At 70.6% G+C, this 23,767-nt stretch carries 25 protein-coding genes and 3 pseudogenes; 13 read left to right on the forward strand and 15 right to left on the reverse strand.

The window, feature by feature from the left end; translation table 11 throughout:
• Positions 1-27: 27 nt before the first annotated feature.
• Entirely contained in the window at positions 28-693 is a 666-nt protein-coding gene (locus AB0I51_RS36055) for a TetR/AcrR family transcriptional regulator (RefSeq protein ID WP_362982603.1), read from the reverse strand.
• Positions 694-838: 145 nt separating this feature from the next.
• On the opposite strand from AB0I51_RS36055, the gene AB0I51_RS36060 reads away from it, so the two are divergent.
• The 5 genes and pseudogenes from AB0I51_RS36060 to AB0I51_RS36080 all read left to right on the forward strand — a co-directional run.
• Positions 839-2,119: an acyl-CoA dehydrogenase family protein gene (locus AB0I51_RS36060; RefSeq protein ID WP_362982605.1), complete on the forward strand. Its 1,281-nt coding sequence runs from the start codon at positions 839-841 to the stop codon at positions 2,117-2,119.
• A gap of 134 nt (positions 2,120-2,253) precedes the next feature.
• Positions 2,254-3,357: pseudogene (locus AB0I51_RS36065) on the forward strand (phosphotransferase); the annotation flags it as partial.
• A gap of 26 nt (positions 3,358-3,383) precedes the next feature.
• Positions 3,384-3,911 carry a CoA transferase gene (locus AB0I51_RS36070; RefSeq protein ID WP_362982676.1) on the forward strand — a complete coding sequence of 176 codons (528 nt, stop codon included), beginning with the start codon at positions 3,384-3,386 and terminating at the stop codon, positions 3,909-3,911.
• Between the two features lie 41 nt (positions 3,912-3,952).
• Positions 3,953-5,095 (forward strand): annotated as a pseudogene (locus AB0I51_RS36075) (ABC transporter substrate-binding protein); the annotation flags it as partial.
• 55 nt (positions 5,096-5,150) lie between these two features.
• Positions 5,151-5,852: pseudogene (locus tag AB0I51_RS36080) on the forward strand (SDR family oxidoreductase); the annotation flags it as partial.
• 90 nt (positions 5,853-5,942) lie between these two features.
• Here AB0I51_RS36080 and AB0I51_RS36085 read toward each other — a convergent pair.
• The 3 genes from AB0I51_RS36085 to AB0I51_RS36095 form a co-directional block, all read right to left on the reverse strand.
• Positions 5,943-6,125, reverse strand: a complete 183-nt coding sequence (locus AB0I51_RS36085; protein WP_362982607.1) for a hypothetical protein — start codon at positions 6,123-6,125, stop codon at positions 5,943-5,945.
• A 123-nt stretch (positions 6,126-6,248) separates the two neighbouring features.
• Complete coding sequence (locus AB0I51_RS36090; protein WP_362982609.1) at positions 6,249-6,992, reverse strand: SDR family NAD(P)-dependent oxidoreductase; 744 nt, start codon at positions 6,990-6,992, stop codon at positions 6,249-6,251.
• Between the two features lie 23 nt (positions 6,993-7,015).
• Positions 7,016-7,777, reverse strand: coding sequence for an SDR family NAD(P)-dependent oxidoreductase (locus AB0I51_RS36095; protein WP_362982611.1), 762 nt, complete (start codon positions 7,775-7,777; stop codon positions 7,016-7,018).
• A gap of 66 nt (positions 7,778-7,843) precedes the next feature.
• Between AB0I51_RS36095 and AB0I51_RS36100 the strand changes: the two genes are divergently transcribed.
• The 3 genes from AB0I51_RS36100 to AB0I51_RS36110 are packed head-to-tail and all read left to right on the forward strand — an operon-like array spanning position 7,844 to position 11,214.
• The gene (locus AB0I51_RS36100) at positions 7,844-9,256 is read left to right on the forward strand and encodes a class I adenylate-forming enzyme family protein (RefSeq protein ID WP_362982613.1); all 1,413 of its coding nucleotides are present in this window, start codon (positions 7,844-7,846) and stop codon (positions 9,254-9,256) included.
• An 18-nt stretch (positions 9,257-9,274) separates the two neighbouring features.
• Positions 9,275-10,396, forward strand: a complete 1,122-nt coding sequence (locus tag AB0I51_RS36105; protein ID WP_362982677.1) for a thiolase family protein — start codon at positions 9,275-9,277, stop codon at positions 10,394-10,396.
• 56 nt (positions 10,397-10,452) lie between these two features.
• On the forward strand, positions 10,453-11,214 hold the full coding sequence (locus AB0I51_RS36110; protein WP_362982614.1) for an SDR family oxidoreductase: 762 nt from the start codon (positions 10,453-10,455) through the stop codon (positions 11,212-11,214).
• Here AB0I51_RS36110 and AB0I51_RS36115 read toward each other — a convergent pair.
• From AB0I51_RS36115 to AB0I51_RS36130, 4 genes are read right to left on the reverse strand one after another with little or no spacing between them, the layout of a single operon-like run.
• Positions 11,183-12,040, reverse strand: a complete 858-nt coding sequence (locus AB0I51_RS36115; protein ID WP_362982615.1) for an acyl-CoA thioesterase domain-containing protein — start codon at positions 12,038-12,040, stop codon at positions 11,183-11,185. The genes AB0I51_RS36110 and AB0I51_RS36115 overlap by 32 nt on opposite strands.
• Before the next feature lie 20 nt (positions 12,041-12,060).
• Positions 12,061-12,846 (reverse strand): acyl-CoA dehydrogenase family protein, encoded by a 786-nt coding sequence (locus AB0I51_RS36120; protein ID WP_362982616.1) that lies wholly within the window; start codon positions 12,844-12,846, stop codon positions 12,061-12,063.
• 2 nt (positions 12,847-12,848) lie between these two features.
• Positions 12,849-13,964 carry an acyl-CoA dehydrogenase family protein gene (locus AB0I51_RS36125; protein WP_362982617.1) on the reverse strand — a complete coding sequence of 372 codons (1,116 nt, stop codon included), beginning with the start codon at positions 13,962-13,964 and terminating at the stop codon, positions 12,849-12,851.
• Positions 13,961-14,356, reverse strand: a complete 396-nt coding sequence (locus AB0I51_RS36130) for a nuclear transport factor 2 family protein (RefSeq protein WP_362982618.1) — start codon at positions 14,354-14,356, stop codon at positions 13,961-13,963. Before AB0I51_RS36130 ends, AB0I51_RS36125 begins: the two co-directional genes overlap by 4 nt.
• A gap of 47 nt (positions 14,357-14,403) precedes the next feature.
• Here AB0I51_RS36130 and AB0I51_RS36135 point away from each other — a divergent pair, with 47 nt between their 5' ends.
• Genes AB0I51_RS36135 through AB0I51_RS36155 form a run of 5 tightly spaced genes read left to right on the forward strand, consistent with a single transcriptional unit; the run spans position 14,404 to position 17,703 of the window.
• Positions 14,404-15,483, forward strand: a complete 1,080-nt coding sequence (locus AB0I51_RS36135) for a branched-chain amino acid ABC transporter permease (protein WP_362982678.1) — start codon at positions 14,404-14,406, stop codon at positions 15,481-15,483.
• Positions 15,484-15,487: 4 nt separating this feature from the next.
• Positions 15,488-16,174 carry an ABC transporter ATP-binding protein gene (locus tag AB0I51_RS36140; RefSeq protein ID WP_362982619.1) on the forward strand — a complete coding sequence of 229 codons (687 nt, stop codon included), beginning with the start codon at positions 15,488-15,490 and terminating at the stop codon, positions 16,172-16,174.
• Positions 16,171-16,878, forward strand: a complete 708-nt coding sequence (locus AB0I51_RS36145) for an ABC transporter ATP-binding protein (RefSeq protein ID WP_362982620.1) — start codon at positions 16,171-16,173, stop codon at positions 16,876-16,878. Before AB0I51_RS36140 ends, AB0I51_RS36145 begins: the two co-directional genes overlap by 4 nt.
• Complete coding sequence (locus tag AB0I51_RS36150; protein ID WP_362982621.1) at positions 16,875-17,258, forward strand: hypothetical protein; 384 nt, start codon at positions 16,875-16,877, stop codon at positions 17,256-17,258. The genes AB0I51_RS36145 and AB0I51_RS36150 overlap by 4 nt, the downstream gene beginning before the upstream one ends.
• Positions 17,224-17,703: an amidohydrolase family protein gene (locus AB0I51_RS36155; RefSeq protein WP_362982622.1), complete on the forward strand. Its 480-nt coding sequence runs from the start codon at positions 17,224-17,226 to the stop codon at positions 17,701-17,703. Before AB0I51_RS36150 ends, AB0I51_RS36155 begins: the two co-directional genes overlap by 35 nt.
• Before the next feature lie 3 nt (positions 17,704-17,706).
• On the opposite strand, the gene AB0I51_RS36160 is transcribed toward AB0I51_RS36155, so the two are convergent.
• Genes AB0I51_RS36160 through AB0I51_RS36190 form a run of 7 tightly spaced genes read right to left on the reverse strand, consistent with a single transcriptional unit; the run spans position 17,707 to position 23,765 of the window.
• The gene (locus AB0I51_RS36160) at positions 17,707-18,432 is read right to left on the reverse strand and encodes an SDR family oxidoreductase (RefSeq protein ID WP_362982679.1); all 726 of its coding nucleotides are present in this window, start codon (positions 18,430-18,432) and stop codon (positions 17,707-17,709) included.
• 46 nt (positions 18,433-18,478) lie between these two features.
• Entirely contained in the window at positions 18,479-19,627 is a 1,149-nt protein-coding gene (locus AB0I51_RS36165) for an acyl-CoA dehydrogenase family protein (protein ID WP_362982623.1), read from the reverse strand.
• Positions 19,628-19,638: 11 nt separating this feature from the next.
• The gene (locus AB0I51_RS36170; protein WP_362982624.1) at positions 19,639-20,787 is read right to left on the reverse strand and encodes a thiolase family protein; all 1,149 of its coding nucleotides are present in this window, start codon (positions 20,785-20,787) and stop codon (positions 19,639-19,641) included.
• Positions 20,780-21,088 (reverse strand): hypothetical protein, encoded by a 309-nt coding sequence (locus AB0I51_RS36175; protein ID WP_362982625.1) that lies wholly within the window; start codon positions 21,086-21,088, stop codon positions 20,780-20,782. The genes AB0I51_RS36170 and AB0I51_RS36175 overlap by 8 nt, the downstream gene beginning before the upstream one ends.
• Positions 21,089-21,093: 5 nt before the next feature.
• Positions 21,094-21,642: an AMP-binding protein gene (locus AB0I51_RS36180; protein WP_362982626.1), complete on the reverse strand. Its 549-nt coding sequence runs from the start codon at positions 21,640-21,642 to the stop codon at positions 21,094-21,096.
• 15 nt (positions 21,643-21,657) lie between these two features.
• Entirely contained in the window at positions 21,658-22,797 is a 1,140-nt protein-coding gene (locus AB0I51_RS36185) for an acyl-CoA dehydrogenase family protein (RefSeq protein WP_362982627.1), read from the reverse strand.
• Positions 22,794-23,765 (reverse strand): acyl-CoA dehydrogenase family protein, encoded by a 972-nt coding sequence (locus AB0I51_RS36190; RefSeq protein WP_362982628.1) that lies wholly within the window; start codon positions 23,763-23,765, stop codon positions 22,794-22,796. Before AB0I51_RS36190 ends, AB0I51_RS36185 begins: the two co-directional genes overlap by 4 nt.
• Between the last annotated feature and the right edge of the window lie 2 nt (positions 23,766-23,767).

Raw genomic sequence — 23,767 nt, forward strand, 5'->3', positions numbered from 1 at the left:
GTGTCAATTACGTCGTCAATTACGCCGTCAGTTGCGCACCGGAACGCCCGAGAGGCCGCCGAGGCAGAACTGCCAGACCTCCTCGGCGCTGACCGCCGCAGCGTGGCTGCCGGCCGGAACGCCGTTGCCCTGCGCGACGAACATGACCGTCTGCATCAGGATCGAGGCCTGACGGCGGGGTTTCCCGGCGGGGATGACACCGGCGTTCTCCGCCTGTTCCACCAACTCCGTGAACACCGTGAGCAGGGGGAGATGAGCGGTCGCCACCTGTGAGGGGTGCTTCACGAGCAGCTGTAGCGCGAAGTCACTGAACAGGGGGCGCTCCACACCGGGGTTGGAGAGCGACTGCTCGAACAGCATCTCCACTGCGAGCCGCAGGGCCTGGAGCGGATCCGACTGGGAGCCGGCGGTCTCGCGGATCTCGGCGGCCGACTTGGACAACGCGTCCTCGAACAGGGCGAGCAGCAGCTCGTGTTTGCCGTCGAAGTGCTGGTAGAAGCTGCGCAGTGACTGTTTGGAGCGGTCCACGACCTCCTGGACGGTGAAGTCCGTCGTCCGCTTCTCCGCGATCAGTTCCTGTGCCGCGTCGAGGAAGCGCTGCACCCGTTGTTCGGCGCGGAGCTTGGCGGCACGGGTGGAACGCTCAACGGCGCGCTGGCGCCAGGCTGGTTGTTCTTCGGGGACAGCTGTCACATGAAGAACGATACTCCACTTCAGCGGTAACACCTCGGCTTCCCCTGCCGAAGACCGCACTGCAACTTTCGAGACTCTTACTTGCCCGAGATGAGAATGATATTCTCACCCGCATTCGTTCGGGTTGGCAGGAGGTTCGTCTGACATGGCATGGGACTTTTCCACCGAGCCGGAGTTCGAGGGGAAACTGGAGTGGATCAGGCGGTTCCGCGCCGAGCGCGTGGAACCCCTGGACCTGCTGTATCCGGACCGGGCCTACCACCCGCTCGACGACGAACTCGGCCCCGTCGTAAGGACGTTGAAGCAACAGGTCCGCGACGAGGGGCTGTGGGCCCCGCACCTCGGCCCCGAGCTCGGCGGCCGCGGCTTCGGCCAGGTCAAGCTCGCGCTCATCAATGAGATCCTGGGCCAGTCGAGTTGGGCCCCCGTCATCTTCGGCACCGCCGCCCCGGACACCGGCAACGCCGAGATCATCGCCCGCTACGGCACCGACAAGCAGAAGGAGCGCTACCTCCAGCCACTGCTGGAGGGCGAGTGCTTCTCGTGCTTCTCCATGACCGAACCCCAGGCCGGCGCCGACCCCACGATGTTCACCACCCGCGCCGAGCGCGACGGCGACGACTGGGTCATCACCGGCCGGAAGTTCTTCTCCTCCAACGCCCGCACGTCGAAGTTCGTCATCGTGATGGCCGTGACGAACCCCGACGTCAGCCCCTACAAGGGCATGTCGATGTTCCTGGTGCCCAGCGACACCCCCGGCGTCCGCATCGAACGCCACCTCGGCATCATGGGCGAGGCCACCGACGAGGGCATGCACGCGCTCATCGCCTACGACGGCGTCCGCGTCCCCGCCGACGCGCTGCTCGGCGGCGAGGGCCAGGCCTTCGCGATCGCCCAGACCCGGCTCGGAGGTGGCCGCGTCCACCATGCGATGCGGGTCGTCGGCCAGCGCCAGAAGGCGCTGGACATGATGGCCGAGCGCGCCCTGTCCCGAGAGACCCAGGGCGAGCGCCTCGCCGACAAGCAGCTCGTGCGGGCCGACCTCGCCGACTCCTACGCCCAACTCGCCCAGTTCCGGCTGTTCGTGCTCTACACCGCCTGGCAGATCGACCGCTACCAGGACTACAAGCGGGTCCGGAAGGACATCGCCGCCATCAAGTTCCTCACCCCGAAGGTGCTCCACGACATCGTGTACCGCTCGATGCATCTGCACGGAGCCCTCGGTGTGTCGAACGAGATGCCGTTCTCGGACATGTGGAACGGCGCTGCCGTCATGGCTGTCGTAGACGGTCCCACCGAGGTTCACAAGATCACCGTCGCCCGCGACGTCCTGCGTGGCTACGAAGCCGCCCCCGGCCTGTGGCCCACCCAGCACCTGCCCACTCGCCGCGAATGGGCCCGGAAGCAGTTGGAGGACCTGCTGTGACGCTCGCCAACACGGAATCCCTCGCCCGCTGGCTGGACGACCGGGGCATCGCCCCCGGCGAACCCGTCGAGACGTCGTACATCTCCGGCGGCACCTCCAACGACATCTACGGCATCCGGCGCGGCGAGCTGAGCATGGTGCTGCGCAAACCGCCGGAGAAGGTTCCGCCGGGGCGCAACGAGACCATGCTTCGCGAATACCGCGTTCTCAAGGCGCTCAACGGCACGGACGTCCCGCACCCCCAGGCGATCGCCGTGTGCGACGACCCGAGCGTGCTCGGCTCCTGCTTCTATCTCATGGCACACGTCGACGGCTGGTCGCCGATGAACTCCGGCGGCTGGCCCGAGCCGTTCCTCAGCGACCTGTCCCTGCGGCCCGGCCTCGCGTACCAACTCGTCGAGGGCATCGCCAAGTTGGGCAACGTGGACTGGCGGGCCCAGGGACTTGAGGGCTTCGGCCGCCCGGACGGATTCCACGACCGGCAGGTCGACCGCTGGCTGGCCCACCTCGCCAAGTTCCAGTTCCGCGAGATACCGGGCCTGGAGAAGGCCGCCGCCTGGCTGCGGGAACACCGTCCCGCGCACTGGACACCGGGCATCATCCACGGCGACTACCAGTTCGCCAACGTCATGTTCCGCCACGGCGCGCCCGCCGAACTCGCGGCCCTGGTCGACTTCGAAATGGCCACCGTGGGCGACCCGTTGCTCGACCTCGGCTGGGTGGTCATGGGCTGGCCGGACGCCGACGAGGACCGCACCCAGAAGGGAGACGAGGACCGCACCCAGAAGGGATACGTCGACTACACCGGCATGCCCGACCGCGCCGACCTGCTGGAGCACTACGCCAAGGTCAGCGGGCGGGACGTCAGCGAGATCGACTACTACGTGATCCTCGCCCGGTTCAAGATGGCCGTCGTCCTGGAGGGCGGCTACGCCCGGCATGTGAAGGGCGAGGGCGGCAACCCCAAGATGGCCCACTATGGCGACGTCGTCCTGCAGATGGCCGCCCAGGCGGCCGAGCCGGCTATGAGAGCCGCCCGCTGCAACGCCGTCGGCGGCCCGGTCGTCGTCGAGGACATTCCCGAACCACCCCTCCCCGCCCCGGAGTTCACCGAAGAAGACGGAGGCATACCGGTCGACGTGCACTACGCCGCCGTCAACTTCGCGGACGTCCTCGTGATCGACGGCGCCTACCAGGTGAAGGCCGAGCCGCCCTTCACCCCGGGCAGCGAGTTCGCCGGCGTGGTCGCCGCCTCCGCGCACGGATTCGAGAAGGGCGAGCGGGTCTTCGGCTCGATGTTCGTCGGCGCCTTCGCCGAACGCGTCACCGCCCGCCCCGCCGGCCTCAGCCGCGTCCCCGAGGGAACCAGCCAGGCAAGTTCTGGGCAGATGTGTGCCGGCACATCGACCGCCCCGAACTCGCCGACGACCCCCGCTTCGACACGGCCGAGCACCTCGTGGCCAACACGGCGGAGGCCGTCAAGATCCTGCGCGAGGTCCTCGCCACCCGCACCCTCGCGGACTGGAGCCGGCGCTTCGCCACCCTGGCCGGGCCGTGGGCTCCGGTGCAGGACTCCCTTCAAGTGGGCGACGACCCGCAGATCAGAGCCAACGAGTACCTGCTGCGGGCAGGTGAACTCGAACTGGTCAGCAGCCCCGTGCAGTTCGACGTGCAAGCCCCACACCTCGGGCCCGCACCCGAGTTCGCCGCCCAGACCGAGGAGATCCTCCTCGAACTGGGCCTGGACTGGGACTGCATCATCGCGCTCAAGGCGGCGGGCGCGGTCACCTGATCACCCGACAGCGGGACTCACATTCTCGACGAGGAGAACCGATGAGACGCTTGCTCATCCCCGCGCTGGTCCTGGCCCTCGCGGCAGCGGCCGGATGTTCCGGCCGCACCAAGTCCGCGGACACCAGCAGCCCTTCGACCACCGGAGCCGCCGACACGGCGACCGCGGACTTCGGCACGCTGAAGTCCGTCTGCGGCAAGGGCACGGCCAAGTCCGTCACCAGCCAGGGCGTCACCAGCTCCGACATCAAGGTCGGCGTCTTCTCCGACGTCGGGTTCACCAAGAACCCGGAGTTCGAGAACGCGGCGAAGGTCTTCACCTCCTGGTGCAACGCCGCCGGCGGCATCAACGGACGCAAGATCACACCCGTGACGCACGACTCCGCGCTCATGCAGGTCAACCAGAAGATGATCGAGGCCTGCCGCACCGACTTCTTCGAGGTGGGCGGCGGCGCCGCCCTCGACGGCCTGGGCGTCAAGACCCGCCTGAAGTGCCTGCTCCCCGAGTTCCCGGCCCAGGTCACCTCCGAGATCGGTGCGGACCTCCAGGTGATGGCCCAGGGCGCCTCAAGTGGCTATTCGCCCTACGCCGGCTACTTCTCCTGGCTGCTCAAGGAGGCGTACCCGTCGTCCGCGAGAGGCGTCGGCATCATCACCGGAGACGTGCCCGTCACCAAGGTCCTCGCGGCCCAGGACAAGGAAGTCCTCACCGCGATGGGCGGCAAGGTCACCTACTCCGACCTCTACCCCGCGCAGGGTGTCTCCGACTGGACGCCGTACGCCCAGTCCATCAAGACGAAGAAGGTCAAGGGACTCGTCTTCCTGGGCGACTTCACCCAACTGGCGAAGCTGGAGCAGGCGCTCACCAACATCGACTACAAGCTCGACTGGATCGACGCCAACAGTAACGCCTACGGTCCCGCGTTCCTCAAGCTGGCCGGTCCCGCGCTCGGTACCCAGACCAACTTCGCCTCCATCAACGGCGCTTACCCGTTGGAGAAGGTCGACGACAACCCGGCGACGAAGGAAATGGTCGCCCTGTTCAAGAAGTACGCGCCCGACGCGCAGATCACCCTGCCCGCCATGCAGGCCTTCTCCACCTGGCTGCTGTTCGCCACCTCCGCCTGCGACTGCGCCGAGCTGACCCGCAGTTGTGTCCTGGCGAACGCCAAGAAGCAGACCGACTGGACCGGTGGAGGGCTCCAGGCCTCGATCAACCTGTCCTCGCCCCGGGCGGGGCATGGGACTGGCCTGTGCACGACGTCTCACCGACCTGGTGGACACACTTCTGCTGGTGGACCGCGACGAACCGGCCGTCACCGCGGCGGCGAAGGAACTGTCGGCCGTGGACGGGGAGGTGAGGATCGAACCCTTCGTCCTCGACGTCACCGACCCGGCCGGAGTCGCCAGACTCGCCGCCCTTGCCGCCGAATCGGGCACTCTCAGGGCCGTCTCCCACGCAGCCGGGATCTCGCCCACCATGGCCGATTGGCGACGCATCTTCGAGGTCGACCTGGTCGGCACCGCGCGCCTCGCGGAGGCCCTCCGCCCGCTCGCCACCGAGGGGACGGCACTGGTGTGCTTCGCCTCGATGGCTCCGCTGCTCGGCAACCTGGAGGCCGGCTCCGCCGTAGCGGCGATCCTCGACGACCCGCTCCGGGACGACTTCCTCGACCGGCTCCGGGACGCCCTCGGGCCCGCCGTCGAGAACTCCGGGCTCGCCTACGCGTGGGCCAAGCACGGAGTGCACCGGTTCGTACGGCGGGAGGCGGTACGGCTGGGGCCGTACGGCGCCCGCGCGTGCTCCGTCTCGCCGGGGGTCATCGACACCCCTCAGGGACGACAGGAGGCCTCGGCCCAGCCCGCCATGGCCGCGCTGGTGGAACGCACGCCGCTCGGCCGGACGGGGCGGGCCGAGGACGTCGCGGCGGCGGTGGCGTTCCTGCTGTCCGACGAGGCCGCTTTCGTTTCCGGGATCGACGTTCTCGTCGACGGTGGGGTGTGTGCGGCGGTCCGGCAACGCCTTGCCGGGTCAGCGCCGACGCCCGCTGCGGCGCGCGGACCAGCCGGTCCCCAGGCCGGCCGAGTGCGCGGCGAGGAAGGCGAGCCCGAGGAGCATGAGGCTCGTCGGGCTGAAGACCAGCTGTGTCGACGTCTCGGTGACACGGATGAGGAAGGCTATGACGAAGAGCGCGGCAGCCACGAAGGCAAGCATCTGAAAACCCCTAAGAATGGACGACGAGCCACCGGTGACCCCGGCGGCTCGTCCTTCCGTGTGCCCCCGATGGCGCCGATCAGTCGTGCCCACCGCGCTTCGCACACTCAGGCCAACTGCCCTTCAGGCAAGGGATTCCGAGCGCTGGACGGTACCCGTGAGGCCGGTGGCGTCCTGGCCCGCGAGGACGACTGCGGCCCTCGCCATCGCCTCCGGCGGCTCCACCATCTCCGGCGGGATCTCCCGGCCCCCGCCGCCGGCCTGCCAGCCCTCCGTGAGCACCACCCGTGCAGGCGCAAGGCAGTTGACCGCGATGTTGTCCTTCCGCAGGTCGGCGGCGAGCCCCAGATAGAGTCGCTCGACCGCCGCCTTGGACACCCAGTACGCGTTGGCGCCCCGGTCCGTCATACCCACCCCGCCCGTCGTGACGGCCACCAACGACCCACCGCCACGCGCGCGTACGTGGGGAATCACTGCTCGGGTCACCAGGAACCCCCCGGTCAGATTGACGTCCAGACACAGCCGCCAGCGCTTGAGCGGTGTCGACTCGACCGGGCCGAGCCACAGCACCCCGGCATTGGCGATGAGAATGTCGATCCCGCCGAACTCCGCGACCGTGGCGGCGACGGCCGCGTCCACCGACGCCTCGTCGCTCACGTCGCAGGGCACCGGCAGCGCGCGCCCGCCCGCAGCCCGGATCCGGTCCGCGACCGAGTGGATCGTCCCGGGCAGTCGACCTTCCTGCTCGGAACGCGCGGCTACGGCGACCGAGGCGCCCGCCTCCGCGAGCGCCAGCGCGACCGTACGGCCGATGCCACGGCTGGCGCCCGCGACGAACGCGACCTTGCCCTTCAACGAGCCGCTCATGCCCGTGAGTTCACCCACGGCGGTCACTTCGGCGGGAACCGGAGGGCACCGTCGAGACGGACGACCTCGCCGTTGAGATAGTCGTTCTCGACGATGTGCTGCACCAGCCCCGCGTACTCGGCCGGCAGCCCCATGCGCTTCGGGTACGGGATCTGCGGCCCCCAGTAGGCCTCCAACTGGTCGCCCGCCTTGCCGTAGGCCGGCGTGTTGAAGGTGCCCGGCGCGATGGTGACCACCCGGATGCCGAGCGGGGAGAGATCGCGCGCGGCCACCAGGGTCATGCTGACGACCCCGCCCTTGGCCGCGGCGTAGGGGAGTTGGCTGATCTGGCCCTCGTACGCGGCGATCGAGGCCGTGCTGACGATGACACCCCGGCCGCCGTCCAGCGGCTCCCGACGGGCCATCGCCGCGGCGGCCAGGCGCATCACGTTGAACACGCCGGTGAGATACACGTCGATCGTCGTGCGGAAACCCGCGAGGTCAAGGGGAGAGCCGTCCTTGCCGACCAGCCGGCCACCGCTCGCCGGGCCGCCGTGCGCGTCCACCGAGATCCTGAGCGGTCCCGTCGACTCCGCCTCGGCCAGCGCCGCCTGGACATCGTCCTCGACGGTGGCGTCGGTGCGCACATGGCGCACGCCCAACTCCTGCTCCAGGGCCTTGCCCTTCTCGTCGGCCAGATCGGCTACGACGACCTTCGCTCCCGCCGCGTGCAGCCGACGGACGGTGGCCTCGCCCAGGCCGCTCGCCCCGCCGACGACGACCGCGGAGCTCCCACTGATCTGCATCAAGGATTTCCTCTCTTGCGAACAGCGCTCTAGTAATACGAGAATAGCATTCTCATAAATATAACCATGATTCTCGAGATGGTGGCCTCGGGCGGCGACCGACCGGTGGTCACGGCGAACGGCCGCTCCCTGACTGCCTCGGAACTCCTCGCCCGCGCCCGCGCCGCGCACCGCTTCCAAGGCCACCCGGCCGTGCTCTACCTGAGCACCAGTCACCTCGCCTACCCGGTGGCCCTGTTCGGCGCCGCACTGGCGGGCATCCCGTTCATCCCCCTCAACTACCGCCTCGGCGAACACCAGTTGAACCGCCTCCTGGCCCGCCACCCCGGCGCCCTCGTACTGCGCCCCGCCGACCTCGACGCCCTGCTGAGCGCCGAAGAGGACACGGCTGTACCGGAGTTGGCCCAGGACCAGGACTCGGTCGCGGTGGTTCTCTACACCAGCGGCACGACCGCCGAACCCAAGGCGGCCCTGCTGCGCCACCGGCACCTGCTCGCCTACGTCCTGAACACCCAGGAGTTCGCCTCCGCCGAGGAGGGCGACGCGGCGCTGGTGGCCGTTCCGCCGTACCACGTCGCCGGGTTGATGAACCTGCTGACGAACCTCTACTCGGGCCGCCGTCTGGTGTACCTCTCCGCCTTCGACCCGGGGGAGTGGCTGGAGACCGCGCGTAGCGAGCAGGTCACGCACGCCCTCGTCGTGCCCACCATGCTGGCCCGCATCGTCGCCGAGGTCCCGGCGGACGACGCCGGTACGCCTGCACTCCGCAGCCTGGCCTATGGCGGCGCCAGGACCCCGAGGCCCGTGGTGGAACGGGCACTGCGGATCTTCCCCGGGGCGGGATTCGTCAACGCGTACGGCCTGACCGAGACGGCCTCCTCGGTCGCGGTGCTGGGGCCCGAAGACCACCGTGAGGCGCTGGCATCCGCCGACCCGGCCGTGCGGGACCGGCTCGGCTCCGTGGGACGGCCGTTGCCCGGAGTCGAGATCGAGATCCGTGACGACGACGGAAGGCGGGTCGCGGCCGGGGAGACCGGGCTCGTCTTCGTGCGCGGCGATCAGATCTCCGGCGAATACGGCGGACGCAGCGCCCTCGACGCGGACGGCTGGTTCCCCACCCGGGACCGGGGCCGCCTGGACGGCGACGGCTACCTGTTCATCGAGGGCCGCGCGGACGACACCATCATTCGCGGCGGCGAGAACATCGCTCCCGCCGAGATAGAGGACGTTCTCGTCGCCCACCCCGGGATCGTGGAGGCCGCGGTGGTCGGCGTGGCCGACTCCGAGTGGGGGCAGCGGATCGTCGCCGTCGTGGTCGGCGAGGGCGATCCGGCGGAGGTCCGCCAGTGGGTCAGGGACCGGCTGCGCTCCTCCAAGACCCCCGACACGGTCGTCTTCCGCGCCGAACTGCCCAAGACCGAGACCGGAAAGCTGCTGCGCCGCACCCTGCTGGCCGAGTTGGAGACCACCCATGCCTGAAGCAGTCCTCGTGTCCGCCTGCGTACCCCCGTCGGCACCGCCGTCAAGGGCACCCTCCGCGACACCACCGCGTTCGACCTGGCCCACCACGTCGTCGCCGCCGCTGCCGCCACGGACGGGCTCGATCCGGACTCCGTCGACGACGTCATCCTCGGCGAGGGCCTGTACGGCGGCGGGGTCGTGGCCCGGCACGCGGCAATCACCGTGGGCCTCACCGCCGTACCCGGCCTCGCGCACAACCGTCACTGCGCCGCCGGTCTCGCGGCCGTGCAGAGCGCGGCGGGCAGCATCCGCGCGGGGATGGACGAACTCGTGATCGCCGGTGGCGTCAACTCGGCTTCCACATCTCCGAAACAGCGTTTCCGCGTGGACGGGGAGTGGGTCGAGCCGTGGAGTCCGCCCACGCACCCCGACCGCCCCGACGCCCCCAACCTGGACATGTCGATCACGGTCGGCTGGAACACCGCCGTACGGGCCGGTCTGAGCCGCGCAGACATGGACGCCTGGGCACTGCGCTCGCACCGGAACGCGATTCGCGCCATCGACGAAGGCCGTTTCGACGCCGAGCTGGTGCCCATCGACACACCGCACGGCCTGTTCTCCGTCGACGAACACCCCCGCCGCACCACGAGCCTGGAGAAGCTGGCCTCGCTCAAACCGCTCCACCCGGAGATAGACGGCTTCTCCATCACGGCGGGCAACGCGGGCGGCGCCAACGACGGTGCCGCCGCCCTGGTGGTGGCCAGCGACCGGCTGGGCCTGCCGGCACTCGCCGTCGTCCGTTCCTGGGCCTCGGTCGGCGCCGACCCCGCCGAGACCGGCCTCACTCCCGTGAAGGTGATCCCCAAAGCCCTTGCCCGCGCGGGACTTTCGACGTCCGACGTCGACCTCTTCGAGATCAACGAGGCCTTCGCCGCCGTGCCCGTCGCCGCGGTGAAGCTGCTCGGTCTCGACCCCGACCGCGTGAACGTCAACGGCAGCGGCTGCTCCCTCGGCCACCCGGTCGCCGCGACCGGCGCCCGGATGCTGGTCACGCTGGTGCACGAACTGCGCCGCCGGGGCGGTGGCATCGGCGTCGCCGCGATGTGCGCGGGCGGCGGCATGGGCTCCGCCACGGTCATCGAGGTGCCGGCGCCGTAACGCCCGAGCGCTCAAGTGGAGCGGGGGGAGAGAGTCGATGCGATGAAGGGAACGCCGTGGAGGGTTTGAAGGAGAAGGTCGTTCTCGTCGCCGGCGCGGCCACCGGGCTGGGAGCCGCATCGGCCCGACGGCTGGCGGACGAGGGCGCCAGGGTCGTCGTCGCCGATCTCGATGTCGAGGGCGCCCGGCGGACCGCCTCGGTCATCGGTGACGCCGGTGGCGAGGCGGTGGCGGTGGGCTTCGACATCGGCGACGAGGTCTCGGTCGGCGAACTGGTGACGTCCACCGTGCGGACTTACGGCGGCCTGGACGCCGTGCACATCAACGCGGGCGACATGGGCGCGGTCTCCAAGGACACCGACGTCGTCGACATGGACCTCGCGGTCTGGGACCGGACCTTCGCCGTCAATCTGCGGGGCCACATGCTCGTCACGCGATACGCCGTTCCCGAACTCCTTGCCCGGGGCGGCGGCGCGCTCGTCTACACCTCGTCCATCGCGGCCTTCACAGGCGAGGCCGCGCGCCCCGCCTACTCGGCGACCAAGGCGGGCATCAACGCCCTCGCCCGCCGTGTCGCCTCCCGTTGGGGCAGGGAGGGCATCCGGGCCAACGCGGTCGCCCCCGGTCTGATCCTGACCCCCGCCATCCGGGAAGGCGCCGCCCCCGACCTCCTGGAGGCGCTGCTCGCCCGCACCCGCAGCACCCGGCACGGCCGGGCCGACGACATCGCCGCGATGGTGGCCCACCTCATGTCCGACGCGGGAGCCTGGATCAACGGCCAGGTCATCAACGTCGACGGCGGCACTGTGATGCGCTGAGTGCCGCGCGGGCGCGGGTAGCCGCTACGCGACCGTACGGAAGCGCAACAAAGCCTCCTGCGCGAAGGAGGCGACCAGAGACCCCTGCGCGGTGAGTACGTCTCCCCGGCCGTAGCAGCGGCCGTGGGCGAGCAGCGGGCTCTGCTGGCGCGAGAAGCCAGTCCTCCGTCGTGAAAGGGCGGTGGAACCACACCGTGTGCGTGGTGACGGCAGAGGAGAACGCGGTTCCCGAATCGTGCTGGGTGACCCCCTCCAGCGGGCGAAGCGCCGTACCGATCAGACTCAGATCGCTCGCGTACGCGGTCAACGCCGGGGCGAGTTCCGGCGCGACCGCCGGTGTGCGCATCCACAGGTCGTACTCGGGCGGCTCCGACTTCGGCGAGTCCACGTCCACGATGGCCCGGGTGTCCCAGGGAAGCAGCGAGAGGTCCACGTCGTGCTCGGCTCCCGGCACCGCAGGCATCGGGAACGCGATCTGCTGGTCGGGCCCCTCCTCGTGGGAGTGCAGGGACACGGCCGCCACCGCCACGACACCCTGCGTCTGCCGTGCCACGACCGTCAACGTGGCGAAGGATCCGCCCTCGTGATGACGCGTCACCTCGTACCGCACCGGCTCCTGCGGCCGCCCCGCCCGCGCGAACTGAACATGAAGGCTCTTGACCGCCTTGCCGGGGCAGGCCAGTTGGGCGGCCCGGACACTCTGCGCGAGCAACTGCCCGCCGAAGATGCGGTGATAGCCGAGTTGTTGGTTGCGGCCCTCGAACACGGTACCGGGCCGGGCATCGAGGTCAAGGCAGGAGAGCAGGTCGCCCCACAGATCGGTCACTGATGTCACTCCTCGGTCGATCACAGGTGGACGAGCCGCGGCGCGGACCCGCCGGCCCGCAGCAGCGCCCCGGCCTCGCGCGTCAACTCCCGTGCGCTGCCCAGCAGTCCGTCCAGGACCATTGCCCGCCGCACATGCCGGTGGAGATCGTGCTCGGCGGTGAAACCGATCCCGCCCAGGACCTGCCGGCAGTGCCGGGCCGCCGTCAGCGCCGCCTGCCCGGCCGCGGCCTTGGCCAGCAGCGCGCCCAGTTCGTCGTCGGCGGCCACCAGGGTGGCCTCGGCGCCGTCCAGCGCCACGAGGGTCTCGGCGAGCCGGTGCCGTACGGCCTGGAAGGAGGCGAGCGGGCGGCCGAACTGGACGCGGTCCACGGCGTGCTGGCGCGCCAGCGCGAGCATGGCGCGGCCGGTGCCGACCAGCCACCAGCCGAGCGCGACACGGCCGACGCCGAGCGGTACGGGAGCCCCGGGGGGAACAGCGCGCAGGGGGAGCTCGGCGTCCAGGGCCGCCCCGGCCGCACTGTCGTCGCGCTCCCAGACGATCCACGTACCGCCGGTGTACGGCAGCGGCAGGGTGCCGCCGGGCGGACGGCCCGTCGTGTTCAGGAGGACGTCGTTGAGGAGTGGCGCCTGGGCACCCGTCTCGCCGAGCAGGCGGAAGGCGAGCGGTACGGCGATGTCCGGCTGTTCGGCCAGGAGTTCGGCCCATCCGAGGTCGGCCAGTGCGGTGTCAAGCGCCTGCCCCGACGCCGCCGTCATCGTCTTGCGGAGTGTCTCGGCGAGCAGGTCCTGTTCGGCTGCGTCCACGGCTACTCCTTCCCCAGGTCGAGCAGTCGGCGCGCGATGATGTTCCGCTGGATCTCGGCCGTACCGCCGTAGATGGTCGCCGCTTTCGCGTACAGGTACTCCGAGCACCACGGCGTGTCCGCCAACTCCAGTACGCCGGGCAGCAGGTCGCGCACGGTCTCGAAGAGCCGTTGCTCGGCGGTGGCCAGCAGCACCTTGTCGACCGACGTCTCCGCGCCCAGCCGCTCACCGTCGCCCAGGCGTCGCTGCGTGGCGTGGGAGCGGCAGCGGACGGTGTGCAACGCCAGGTAGGCGGCGCCCAGTTCGGCGTCGTCCGGGACGCTCGTCTCGGCCAGCAGCCGGTCGAGTCGCGTGTAGAGATGGGCGATCCGGTGCCAGAAGCAGGTGGAGCGCTCGTGCGGGAGCAGGTCCATCGCCAGGCGCCAGCCGTCGCCGGGGCGGCCGAGCATGCGCTCGGCGGGCACGATCACGTCGTCGAAGAACACCTCGGCGAACTCGTCCACGCCGTGCATCGTGCGCAGCGGCCGGACGGTGATGCCGGGGGTGTCCATGTCGACGAAGAACGCGGTGATCCCGTTGTGACCCGGCGCGGTGCGGGTCAACAGGATGCAGCGGGCGGCGAACTGAGCGAGGCTCGTCCACACTTTCTGTCCGCTGATCACCCAGTGGCCGCCGTGCGGAACGGCCTTCGTGGTGAGGGAGGCGAGGTCGCTGCCGGAGCCCGGCTCGGAGAAGCCCTGGCACCACTGCTCACGGCCGCCGAGCAGTCGCGGGACCATTTCGGAGGCCAGCGCGGGAGGGGCGTACGTGATCATCGTCGGGGCGAGGACCTCGATCATCGAGTAGATCCCCGGCTCGGCCAGTTCCCGGGCGGTGACCTCCTCGCCGAGCACCGCCCTCAGCACCGCGGGCCCGCCGAGCCCCCTCACCTCGGCGGGCCAGCCGTACCGCATCCAGTCCGCGTCGTACAACGCCCGGCGGACCCGGGCCAGTTGAGCGACCTGGGCGTCCAGGGAGTGGTCGGGGCCGGGGGACAGGTCGTGCTCGTCCAGCCAGCCGCGCAGGTCCGAGCGGAAGTCGGCGACGTTCAAGTACCCGGGCGCGGAAGCTGCGTTCATGTTCCCGGACGCTGATAGGCGTGCGGGCGGCCCGAGTCGTGGGCTCCGCTGCGACGGATGAACGTCATCGCGCGGGTGCGCAGCCGCCACCCCTCGTCCGTGCGGACGTAGGTGTCGTTGTAGTAGCCGATCCGCAGGTCGTGCGTGGCGTGGTCGACGAAGCACAGCGGCTGGGTGCCGGTGGCCGTGTCGCCCGACAGGTCGACGGCCGGCGTATCCGTGAGGAACAGCCCCTTGGGGGCGGCGGCCACGAGCGCCGGGAACTCGTCGAGGCCGTAGGAGTCCCCGAAGGCGCTGTACGTGCCGTCGGGCGTGAAGACCCCCAGCACCCCGTCCAGGTCGCCGCGGGTGATGCACACCGCGTAGCGGGCGAGGAGCTGCTGGATCTCCATCAGGTCGTCGGTCGGACCAGGAGGAGCCGGAACAGGCAAGGAGGACAATCTCGTACGTCCCTCTCGCCGGGTACGCCGGACAGGTCTCCCTGTGCCAGCTGAGCATGGCAGGCATCGGCGCGGTCGTCTGGGGACACCTCGGCGCCCACGGCCAACTGTGGGCGCTCGGCGCCGCGATCCTCGTCTCGGCGGCGGCCGGAGCACTGGTCGCACTCCCCGCACTGCGACTCTCCGGCGTGTATCTCGCCCTGGGGACAGCCGCGTTCGCCGTGATCCTCGACCGGTGGATCTTCACCATCCCGGCCTTCCACGCTCTCGGCCTGCGGATCGCCCTCTTCGACCAGGGCTCGGTCGACATCTCCGGACCCCACCTCTTCGGTCTACGGCTGGACAGCGGGCGGGAGTTGATGGTGTTCGCCGCCGTGTGCCTCGCCCTCGCCTCGATCGGCGTCGCGGCCCTGCGCCGCAGCCGCTTCGGGCGGCGGCTGATCGCCCTGCGCGACAGCGAGGCCGCCTACGCCACCCTCGGCGGCAACCTGCTGGTCGCCAAGGTCGCCGTGTTCGCCCTCGCCTCCGGCATCGCCGGACTCGGCGGAGCGCTGTACGGAATGCAGCAACGCACCGTCACCGCCGGCCAGTTCAGCCTCATCGCGGGACTGCCGGTCTTCCTCGTCGCCGTGGTCGGGGGACTCGGCGCGGTCGGCAACGGACTCTTCGCAGGCACCGCGTACGTCGCCCCGACGAACGCACTGATCGCCATCGCCCCCGGCACCGCGAACCTGGTCGCCCTGCTCCCCGGCCTGGCCGGCGTCGGACTCGGCCACAACCCCGACGGCATCGTCTCCCGCTTCCGTCGCCAGTGGGAGCCCCTCGGCCGCGACCGCATCGCGCTGCCCGCCCTGCTCTGCGTCCTTGCCCTGGCCTGGGCGCTGCGCTTCGGCGACGTGATCAACGACTGGACGTACTACGGCGGTTCACTCCTTCTCGCCGTAGCGCTCCGCGCCTGGGCGGACGCCCGGCAGGCCGCTCCCGCCGAGGCGGAGATCCCCGTCGAGTGGTGGGGCCTACGGCGTGAGTGGCGCCCCGAGGACGAGGAGGTGCTGGCCCGTGGCATCGCTGCAGGTTAGTGGAGTGACCGTCTTCTTCGGCGGAAACCGCGCTCTCGACGGAGTCGCGCTGACCGCCGGGGCGGGCCGGGTCACCGGACTCATCGGCCCCAACGGGGCAGGAAAAAGCTCCCTGTTCGACGTGGCCTCCGGACTGCGCAGACCCTCCTCGGGGCAGGTCCGGCTGGACGGCCGGGACGTCACCCGCGCCCGGCCCGCCGCCCGCGCCCGGCACGGACTGGCCCGCACCTTCCAACGCCTGGAACTCTTCGGCCGGCTCAGCGTGCGCGACAACCTCCTCGTCGCCGCCGAACTCGGCCCCGAACGCCGCCGGGCCGACAAGATCGTCACCGAGATCCTGCACCGCCTCGATCTCACCGACCTCGCCGACACCTCACCCGGCGCCCTCCCCACCGGAGTCGGCCGCCTCGTCGAGGTCGGCAGGGCCCTCGCGATCCGCCCGAAGGTGCTTCTCCTCGACGAACCCGCCGCCGGACAGGACGCGGAGGAGACCGAACGCTTCGCGGAACTCCTGCGCGCCCTCACGGAGGACGGCACCGCCGTCGTCCTCGTCGAGCACGACATGAGCCTCGTGATGGGGGTCTGCGACGAGGTGTACGTCCTCGACCTCGGCAAGATCATCGCCGTCGGCCCGCCCGAGGTGATCCGCAGCGACGAAACGGTACTCGCCGCCTACCTGGGGGACGCGTGAGCGCACTTCTCGAACTGCGCGGCATCCGCGCCGCCCATGAACGCATGACCGTCCTGCACGGCGTCGACCTCGACGTCGCCGCCGGACAGGTGGTCGCGCTCCTCGGACCGAACGGCGCCGGAAAGACCACCACACTGCGCGTCGCCGCCGGGGTCCACCCCGTCGAGTCCGGCCAACTCGTGCTCGGCGGACGGGACATGACCGGCGCCGACCCGCGCGACCTGGCCCGCGCCGGGGTCTGCCTCATCCCCGAAGGACGAGGCGTCTTCCCGAACCTGTCAGTCCGCGACAACCTCCTCATGATGACCTTCACCGGCCGCAGCCGGGAGGAGATCGAGGAGATCGCGTTCGCCCGCTTCCCCGTCCTCGCGCAGCGCGCGGGACAGGCCGCAGGCACCCTCTCCGGCGGCGAACAGCAGATGCTCGCCCTCGCCCGCGGCCTCACCAACGACCCCGCCGTACTGCTGCTCGACGAACTCTCCATGGGGCTCGCCCCGTTGGTCGTCGGCCGGCTCTACGAGCAGGTCGGCGAGATCGCCCGGCAGGGCGTCGCCGTGCTGGTCGTCGAGCAGTTCGCCGCCGCGGTCCTCGACATCTGCGACCACGCCGCCGTCCTCGTACGCGGCCGGGTCGAACGGCAGGGCCACCCCGACGGCGGCCTGCGCGCCGAACTGTCCGCTCTCTACCTGGGGAGTTCCACATGACGTCCACCGAGACGCGAGCGGACCGCTTCGTCCGCGAACTGCCCGTCCTGAAAATCCCGGACCCGGCCGCCGGAAGGGCCGTTCTCTGGCTGCGCGCGGGCGCCGCCCTGATGACGATCGGCGTCGTCCTCGGTGTGTGCGCCTACTTCATCTCGCACGACACCAGCGATCCGCTGGTGCAGAACGACGCTCTCACCCTCGGCCTCGCCGCGGTCGCCGGGAGCGTCGTCGGTTCCGCGCTCTTCCTGCGGTACTCGCTCACCGGCTTCCTGCGGTACTGGATGGCCCGTCAGTCCTACGACGTGGAACTCCTCGCCGACCGCCTGCTCGAAAGGGAACTCCGCCATGACCCCACCGGCACCGACGCCGCGCCCCGGTGACCAACTCGCCAGCACCGTCTGCGGCACCCGCGTGGTCGTCATCCGCGAACCCGCCGACGTACCGCCCCAACTGGCGTGCGGCGGCGCCACGTACGCCACCGACGTGGACGCCGACGACCGCCCCCACCTCTACCGCTGCCGGACCCTGACCGAGGCCGGCATCCCCGTGGCCGCGGGCACCGACGCGCCCTACGGCACCCCGGACCCCTGGGCGGTCATGCGGGCGGCGACCGAACGGGACGACGGCGAGCGGCTCCCACCCGAGGCGGCGCTGAGGCTGTTCACCGGAGAGCCCCGACACCCCACCCGGACAAGGCGGTTGGCAGTGGGCGCGGTCGCCGACCTGTGCCTGCTCCACGAACCGCTGCGCGCGGCCCTGGACGTGCTGTCCGGTGAACTGGTCCGCGCCGCATACGTGTCGGGCCGTCGTATGGCGCCCGCATGACCGCTACACGCTGTACCCGCCGTCAACACCCAACGCCTGCCCGGTGATGAACCCGGCCCGGTCCGAGGCGAGGAACGCGACCGCCTCCGCGATGTCCGTGGCGTCGCCGAAACGGCGCATCGGGATGTTGCGCCGGGTGACTGCGAGGGCGTCCTCGTCGAGTTCGCCGGAGCTGATCAGACGGCCGGCGATACCGTCGTTGAGCATGCCGGGCGCCACACAGTTCACGCGGACGCCGTAGCGGCCCTCCTCGGCGGCCAGCGCCCGGGCCACGGCCTCGACCGCGCCCTTCGTGCCCGACGACAGCCCGTCCCGTACCGGGAAGCGGCGGGTGGCGACGGTCGTCACGGCGACGATGTTGCCCCGGCTCTCGCGCAGCAACGGCAGCGCGGGATGGACGAGGTTGAAGAACGCAATGGCGTCGCCCTCCAGTTGGGTGCGGTACTCGCTCGGCGTCACCCTGCTCAGGTGCCTCATCGGCACATGCGGGCCCGCCGCGTACACGAGCGTGTGGATGCCGGCGCTCACCTCCGCCACGGCCTCGGCAGTGGCTGACTCGTCGGTCAAGTCCAGGCGTAGCGCCCGCACTTGGCGACCCAGCTTCCTCGCCTCCGCGGCGAGGGCGTCCGCCGCCTCCTGGTTGGACCGGTAGGTGAGGACGATGTCGCTGCCCCGCTCGGCGAGGAGCCGTACGACCGCCGCTCCGATGCCGCCCGAGCCGCCCGCCACGAACGCGACACCTGGTCTGCTGGAGAAGTCCGGCACCGTAACCGCCTCACAATCCGAGGGACTTGGCGATGATGACCTTCATGACCTCGCTGGTTCCGGCGTAGATGCGGGTGATACGCGCGTCCGCGTAGAGCCGGGCGATGGGGTATTCCAGCATGTAGCCGTACCCGCCGAACAGTTGCAGGCAGCGGTCGACCGTGCGGGCCTGCATCTCGGTGCAGAACAGCTTGACCTTGGCGGCGTCGGGTCCGCTCAGCCCGCCCGCGACGAGTTCGAGCACCGCCCGGTCCAGCATGGCCTGCGCGGCCTCGATCTCGGCTGCCACCGCGGCGAGTTCGAACTTGGTGTTCTGGAAGGAGGCGACCGGTTTCCCGAACGCCTTGCGCTCCTTGACGTAGGCGATCGTCGTGTCCAGCGCCGCCCGCGCCTGCGCGACCGAGCCCACCGCCACCGTCATCCGCTCCTGCGGCAGGTTGTGGCCGAGATAGCCGAACGCGGCACCCTCCTCGCCGAGCCGGTTGCCGACCGGCACCCTCACGTCGTCGAATGCCAGCTCCACCGTGTCCTGCACCTTGATGCCCAGCTTGTGCAGCACCCGGCCACGTGTGAACCCGGGCATGCCGTCCTCGACGACCAGCAGGGTGAGCCCGGCGCGGCGGTTGTCCGGGTCGGTCGACGTCCGGGCCACGACGATCACCAGGTCGGCGAGGAGACCGCCGGTGATGAAGGTCTTCGCGCCGTTGAGAATGTACGAGTCCCCGTCGCGCACGGCGGTCGTACGGATTCCGGCGAGATCGGAGCCCGTGCCCGGTTCGGTCATCGCAATGGCCGTCAGCAGCTTCCCGGAGGCGAGGCCCGGGAACCAGCGTTCGCGTTGGTCCCGGTCGGCGTAGGTGAGGAAGTACGGCAGGACGACGTCGAGTTGGGTGCGCACGGTGCCCAACGTCACCAGGGCGCGGGCCGCTTCCTCCTGGAGGACGACGTTGTAGCGGTAGTCGTCGAGGCCCGCTCCGCCGTACTCCTCGGGAACCGCCATGCCCAACAGGCCCAGCGAGCCCAGCTGTTCGAAGAGCGAGCGGGGCAGCCGGCCGGTCTCCTCCCACTCGGCGTAGTGCGGAACGACCGCCTTGGCGATGAAGTCCCGCGCGAGCCGGCGGAATGCCTCGTGGTCGTCGGTGAAGACGTCTCGGCGCACAACATCCCCTGTCAGGAAGCGAGTTCGACGACGGTGGCGTTGGCGGTGCCGCCGCCCTCGCACATGGCCTGCAGGCCGTAGCGGATCCCGTTCTCCCGCATGTGGTGCAGCATGCGCGTCATCAGGACGGCGCCCGACGCGCCGAGCGGATGCCCGAGCGCGATCGCGCCCCCGAGCGGGTTGAGGAGGGCCGGGTCCGTTCCGGTCTCGGCCAGCCAGGCGAGCGGGATCGGCGCGAAGGCCTCGTTGACCTCGAAGACGCCCACCTCGGAGAGTGCCACTCCGGCCTTGCGGAGCACCTTCTCGGTCGCCGGGATCGGCCCGGTCAGCATCAGGACCGGATCGGACCCGGTGACCACGCCCGCCCGGTAGCGCGCGATCGGCGTCAGCCCCAGCTCACGGGCCTTCTCCGGGGTCGTCACCAGCAGGGCCGCCGCACCGTCGGAGATCTGTGAGGAGTTCCCCGCGTGGATCGCCCCGTCCTCCTGGAAGGACGGTTTCAGCTTCGCGAGAGTGGCGCTGCTGGTCCCTCGCCGTATGCCTTCGTCCACGGCCACCGTGCCGCCCGTGCCGCCGGTCACCGGCACGATCTGCGCGTCGAACGCCCCGCCGTCCTGCGCGGCCGCCGCCCGCTCGTGGGACAGCGCGGCGAACTCGTCCAGGACACCCCGGCCCAGTCCCCACTTCCGCGCGATCAGCTCGGCCGAGACACCCTGGTTGAAGGAGAAGTCCTCGTAACGGGCGAGGACTTGGGGACCGTACGGCATCCCGCCGACCCGCGAGGCCCCGAGCGGCACCCGGCTCATCACCTCGACGCCGCCCGCCACCACGACGTCCTGCTGGCCGGACATGACCGCCTGGGCGGCGAAGTCCAGGGCCTGCTGGCTCGATCCGCAGGCCCGGTTCACCGTGGTCCCCGGGATGGTCTCGGGCCAGCCTGCGGCCAGCACCGCGTAGCGACCGATGTTGCTCGACTGGTCGCCCAGCTGACCCACGCAGCCCCACACCACGTCGTCGACGACGTCGGGATCCAGGCCCGTCCGGTCGACGAGAGCTTGCAGGACGACCGCGGAGAGGTCGGCCGCGTGCACGCCCGCGAGACCGCCGTTCCGTTTGCCGACGGCGGTGCGCACCGCCTCCACCACCACTGCCTCACGCATCACGGGTCCTGTCCTCCGTGCTCCCCTTCGGCGCCGCGGTTCGCGGAACCGCCCAGCGGCCGGTGTAGTGCGGCGCACGCCGCTCCGTGAAGGCGGCATACGCCTCCGGGACGTCGGCCGTGGCGAAGTTCATGGCCTGCGCCCGCGCCTCCCCGGCAAGGGCCTCGCGCAGCGTGCGATCGGCGTTCTCGTTGAGGAGCGCCTTGTTCTGCGCGAGAGCCACCGGGGCTCCGGCGACCAGCCGGGCGGTCAGATCGTCCACGAAGGGGTCGATCTTGTCCGCGTCCACGACCCAGGTCACCAGGTTCAGTGCGTGGGATGGCCCGTCGTACCGGACGTGAACATCACGTCGGACACGTCGTCCGGCGTCAACCGGTCGATCGCCTCATGGGCGGCGGACGCGGAAACGCCTTCTCCCGCACCGAGAAAGTCGTTCCACGACCGGTCGGCCGTCCCCTGCTGACCGAGAACGGACACCGTCTTCCGCAGTTCGCCGGCGTAGTCGTTCCCGAGGAAGGGCGAGGCGAACACGGCAGCCGCCTGCGACTTCCGGAGGATGTACGAGATCTCCTGCGCCTTGAACCGCGTGTTGAGCGGCACCATTACGCCTCCCGCGCCGTGGATGCCCAGCGCGGCGAAGATCCACTCCGCCGAGTTGGGGGCACACAGCCCGACCCGGTGCCCGGGCTCGATGCCGAGCGCGATGGTGGCCCGGACCGCGTCGACCATCCGCTCCTCCAGTTCCCGGAACGTCCACCGGCGGTCTCCGTCGATGAGCGCCGTGGCGTCCCCGAAGCGTTCGGCCGCCAGCCTGATGACGTGGGGGATGCTCAGGAATTCGTCGTCGTAGCGCATCAGTTGGCTCCAGGGCTAGCCGTTCGAGGGGAGATGCAGGATCCGCTTGGCGATGATGTTCCGCTGGATCTGGGAGGTGCCGCCGTAGACGGAGGCCGCACGGGAGTAGAGGTAGTCGCCGAACAACTCGCCGCCTTCACGGGCCAGTTCGGCCGGGAACACCTCGAGTGCCGTGTCGTAGAGCCGCTGCTCGGTCCTCGTCATCAGCAGCTTGTCCACGGAGGACTCCGGGCCGGCGACCTGCCCTGCGAGACGCTCGGCGGTACGGCGGCGGGCGTGCGCCACCAGGACCTCGTAGTCCACGACACACCGGCCGATCCGCGACAGCAGCCCGTCGGGAAGGCCGGCACCCCGCTCGGCGGCGTACCGCCGCAGCCGCTCGACGAGCAGCCCGTACTTCGAGATGTGCCCGGTGTCGAGAGCATTGCGCTCGTACGACACCGTCGTCATCGCCAGCGCCCAGCCGACTCCCTCGGCACCGACGCGCTCGGACTCCTCGACGCGGACGTCGTCGAGGAACAGCTCGCAGAACTCGTCGTCGCCGTTGGCCGCGCGCAGCGGACGGACCGTCACGCCGGGGCGGTCCAGGGGCAGGACGAACGCCGAGATCGACTTGTGGGGCGGTGTCGAGCGATCGGTGCGCGCGAGCAGGAGGCACAGGCCGGAGTACTGGGCGTAGCTGGTCCACAGCTTCTGGCCGCGCACGATGTAGTGGCCGTCGTGCCGTTCGGCGAAGGTGGTCATGCCCGCCAGGTCGGAGCCGGCTCCCGGTTCGCTGAATCCCTGGCACCACACCTCGTCACCGGCCAGCATCCGGGGCAGGAACCGCAGTCGCTGCTCCTCAGAGCCGAACTCCAGGAGGGCGTGGGCGAGATAGCCGACCCGGGGGACGCCCGGGGCCCGGCAGGCGCCCAGTTCGTCACTGATCGCGACCTGGTGCAGCGCGGTCAGGCCCCGGCCGCCGTAGCGCTCAGGGACGTCGAGGCCGACCCAGCCGCCCGAGTGCAGCAGGCGGTGCCAGCGGTGCAGGAAGATCGGTACCGGTTCGCCCGACTCCCTTTCTGGGAAAGGGTGTTGGCCGAGCCAGGCACGGAACGCGTGGCGCAGCCGGTCCAGGTCGGCCGGGTCGCCGAAGTCCAGCGGGGTGTCGGTCATCGCGTCACCTCCGGTACGGCCAGCGCGGGGAGCAGGTCGTCCGTCGTGGCGAGCAGCGTCGCACCCAGCCGCACCTTGCGCAGATACAGGTGCGCGATGTGCTCCCACGTCTGCGCGATACCACCGAAGACCTGCATCCCGGCGTACACCGCCTCCAGCGCCGAGGAGTTGACCTCCGCCTTGGCGACGCGCGCCGCTGTCAGGGCCCGCTCCGGCGGTTCGTTGTCGAGACACCAGGCGGCGTAGCGCGTGACGCTGGTGCCCGCCTCCACCAGGACCGTCGCGTCGGCGAGGAGATGCCGTACGGCCTGGAAGGAGCCGATCGTCTGGCCGTACTGGCGGCGGACGCGGGCGTATTGGACCGCCTGCTCCACGAACGAGCCCGCCGCGCCGACGAGTTCGGCGCTCACGACGACGAGTGCGTAGGCCTCCCAACGGAGTCGGTCCGGTGCCGTGAGACGGCCGACGGTCTCCACAGGAGTGTCGGCGGGGACCTCGCGGATCGCGCGCAGCAGGTCCGTGCTCGCTGCCTCCGGACCCAACTCGACCCGGGCGACAGTCCCGTCGGTGGTGACGTGGAGCGCGCTGTCGGCTCCCTCGCAGTCCCAGGCGACGAGATCCGCCGACTCCGGCCTGGGGAGGCGGAGTTCGCGGGTGAGTGCGACGGTGGGGGTTCCCCGGGAGGAGTCGTCGCCGAGCAACCGGAGCAGCTCCGGAGCGAGCAGGACCGTACCGAGCAGCGACGTGGTGAGCGGGTGACGGCCGTGTTCCTCCGCGAGCAGTGCGCACTCCTGCGCGGTCGCCGCCGGGGGCGAGGAGCGCCGTAGAGCTCTCAAACCCATGTCGTCCAGGGCCTGTTGGGCTGCCGCCCGGGTCGCCGGCTTCACCTCGTCCGGCGAGGTCACGCCGTACCGGGGTGCCAGCGCACGCACCGTCTCGCGGACGAGGACGAACTCCTCGCGCTCCACGT

It is taken from the genome of Streptomyces sp. NPDC050549, from assembly GCF_040655035.1.
GTDB lineage: Bacteria > Actinomycetota > Actinomycetes > Streptomycetales > Streptomycetaceae > Streptomyces.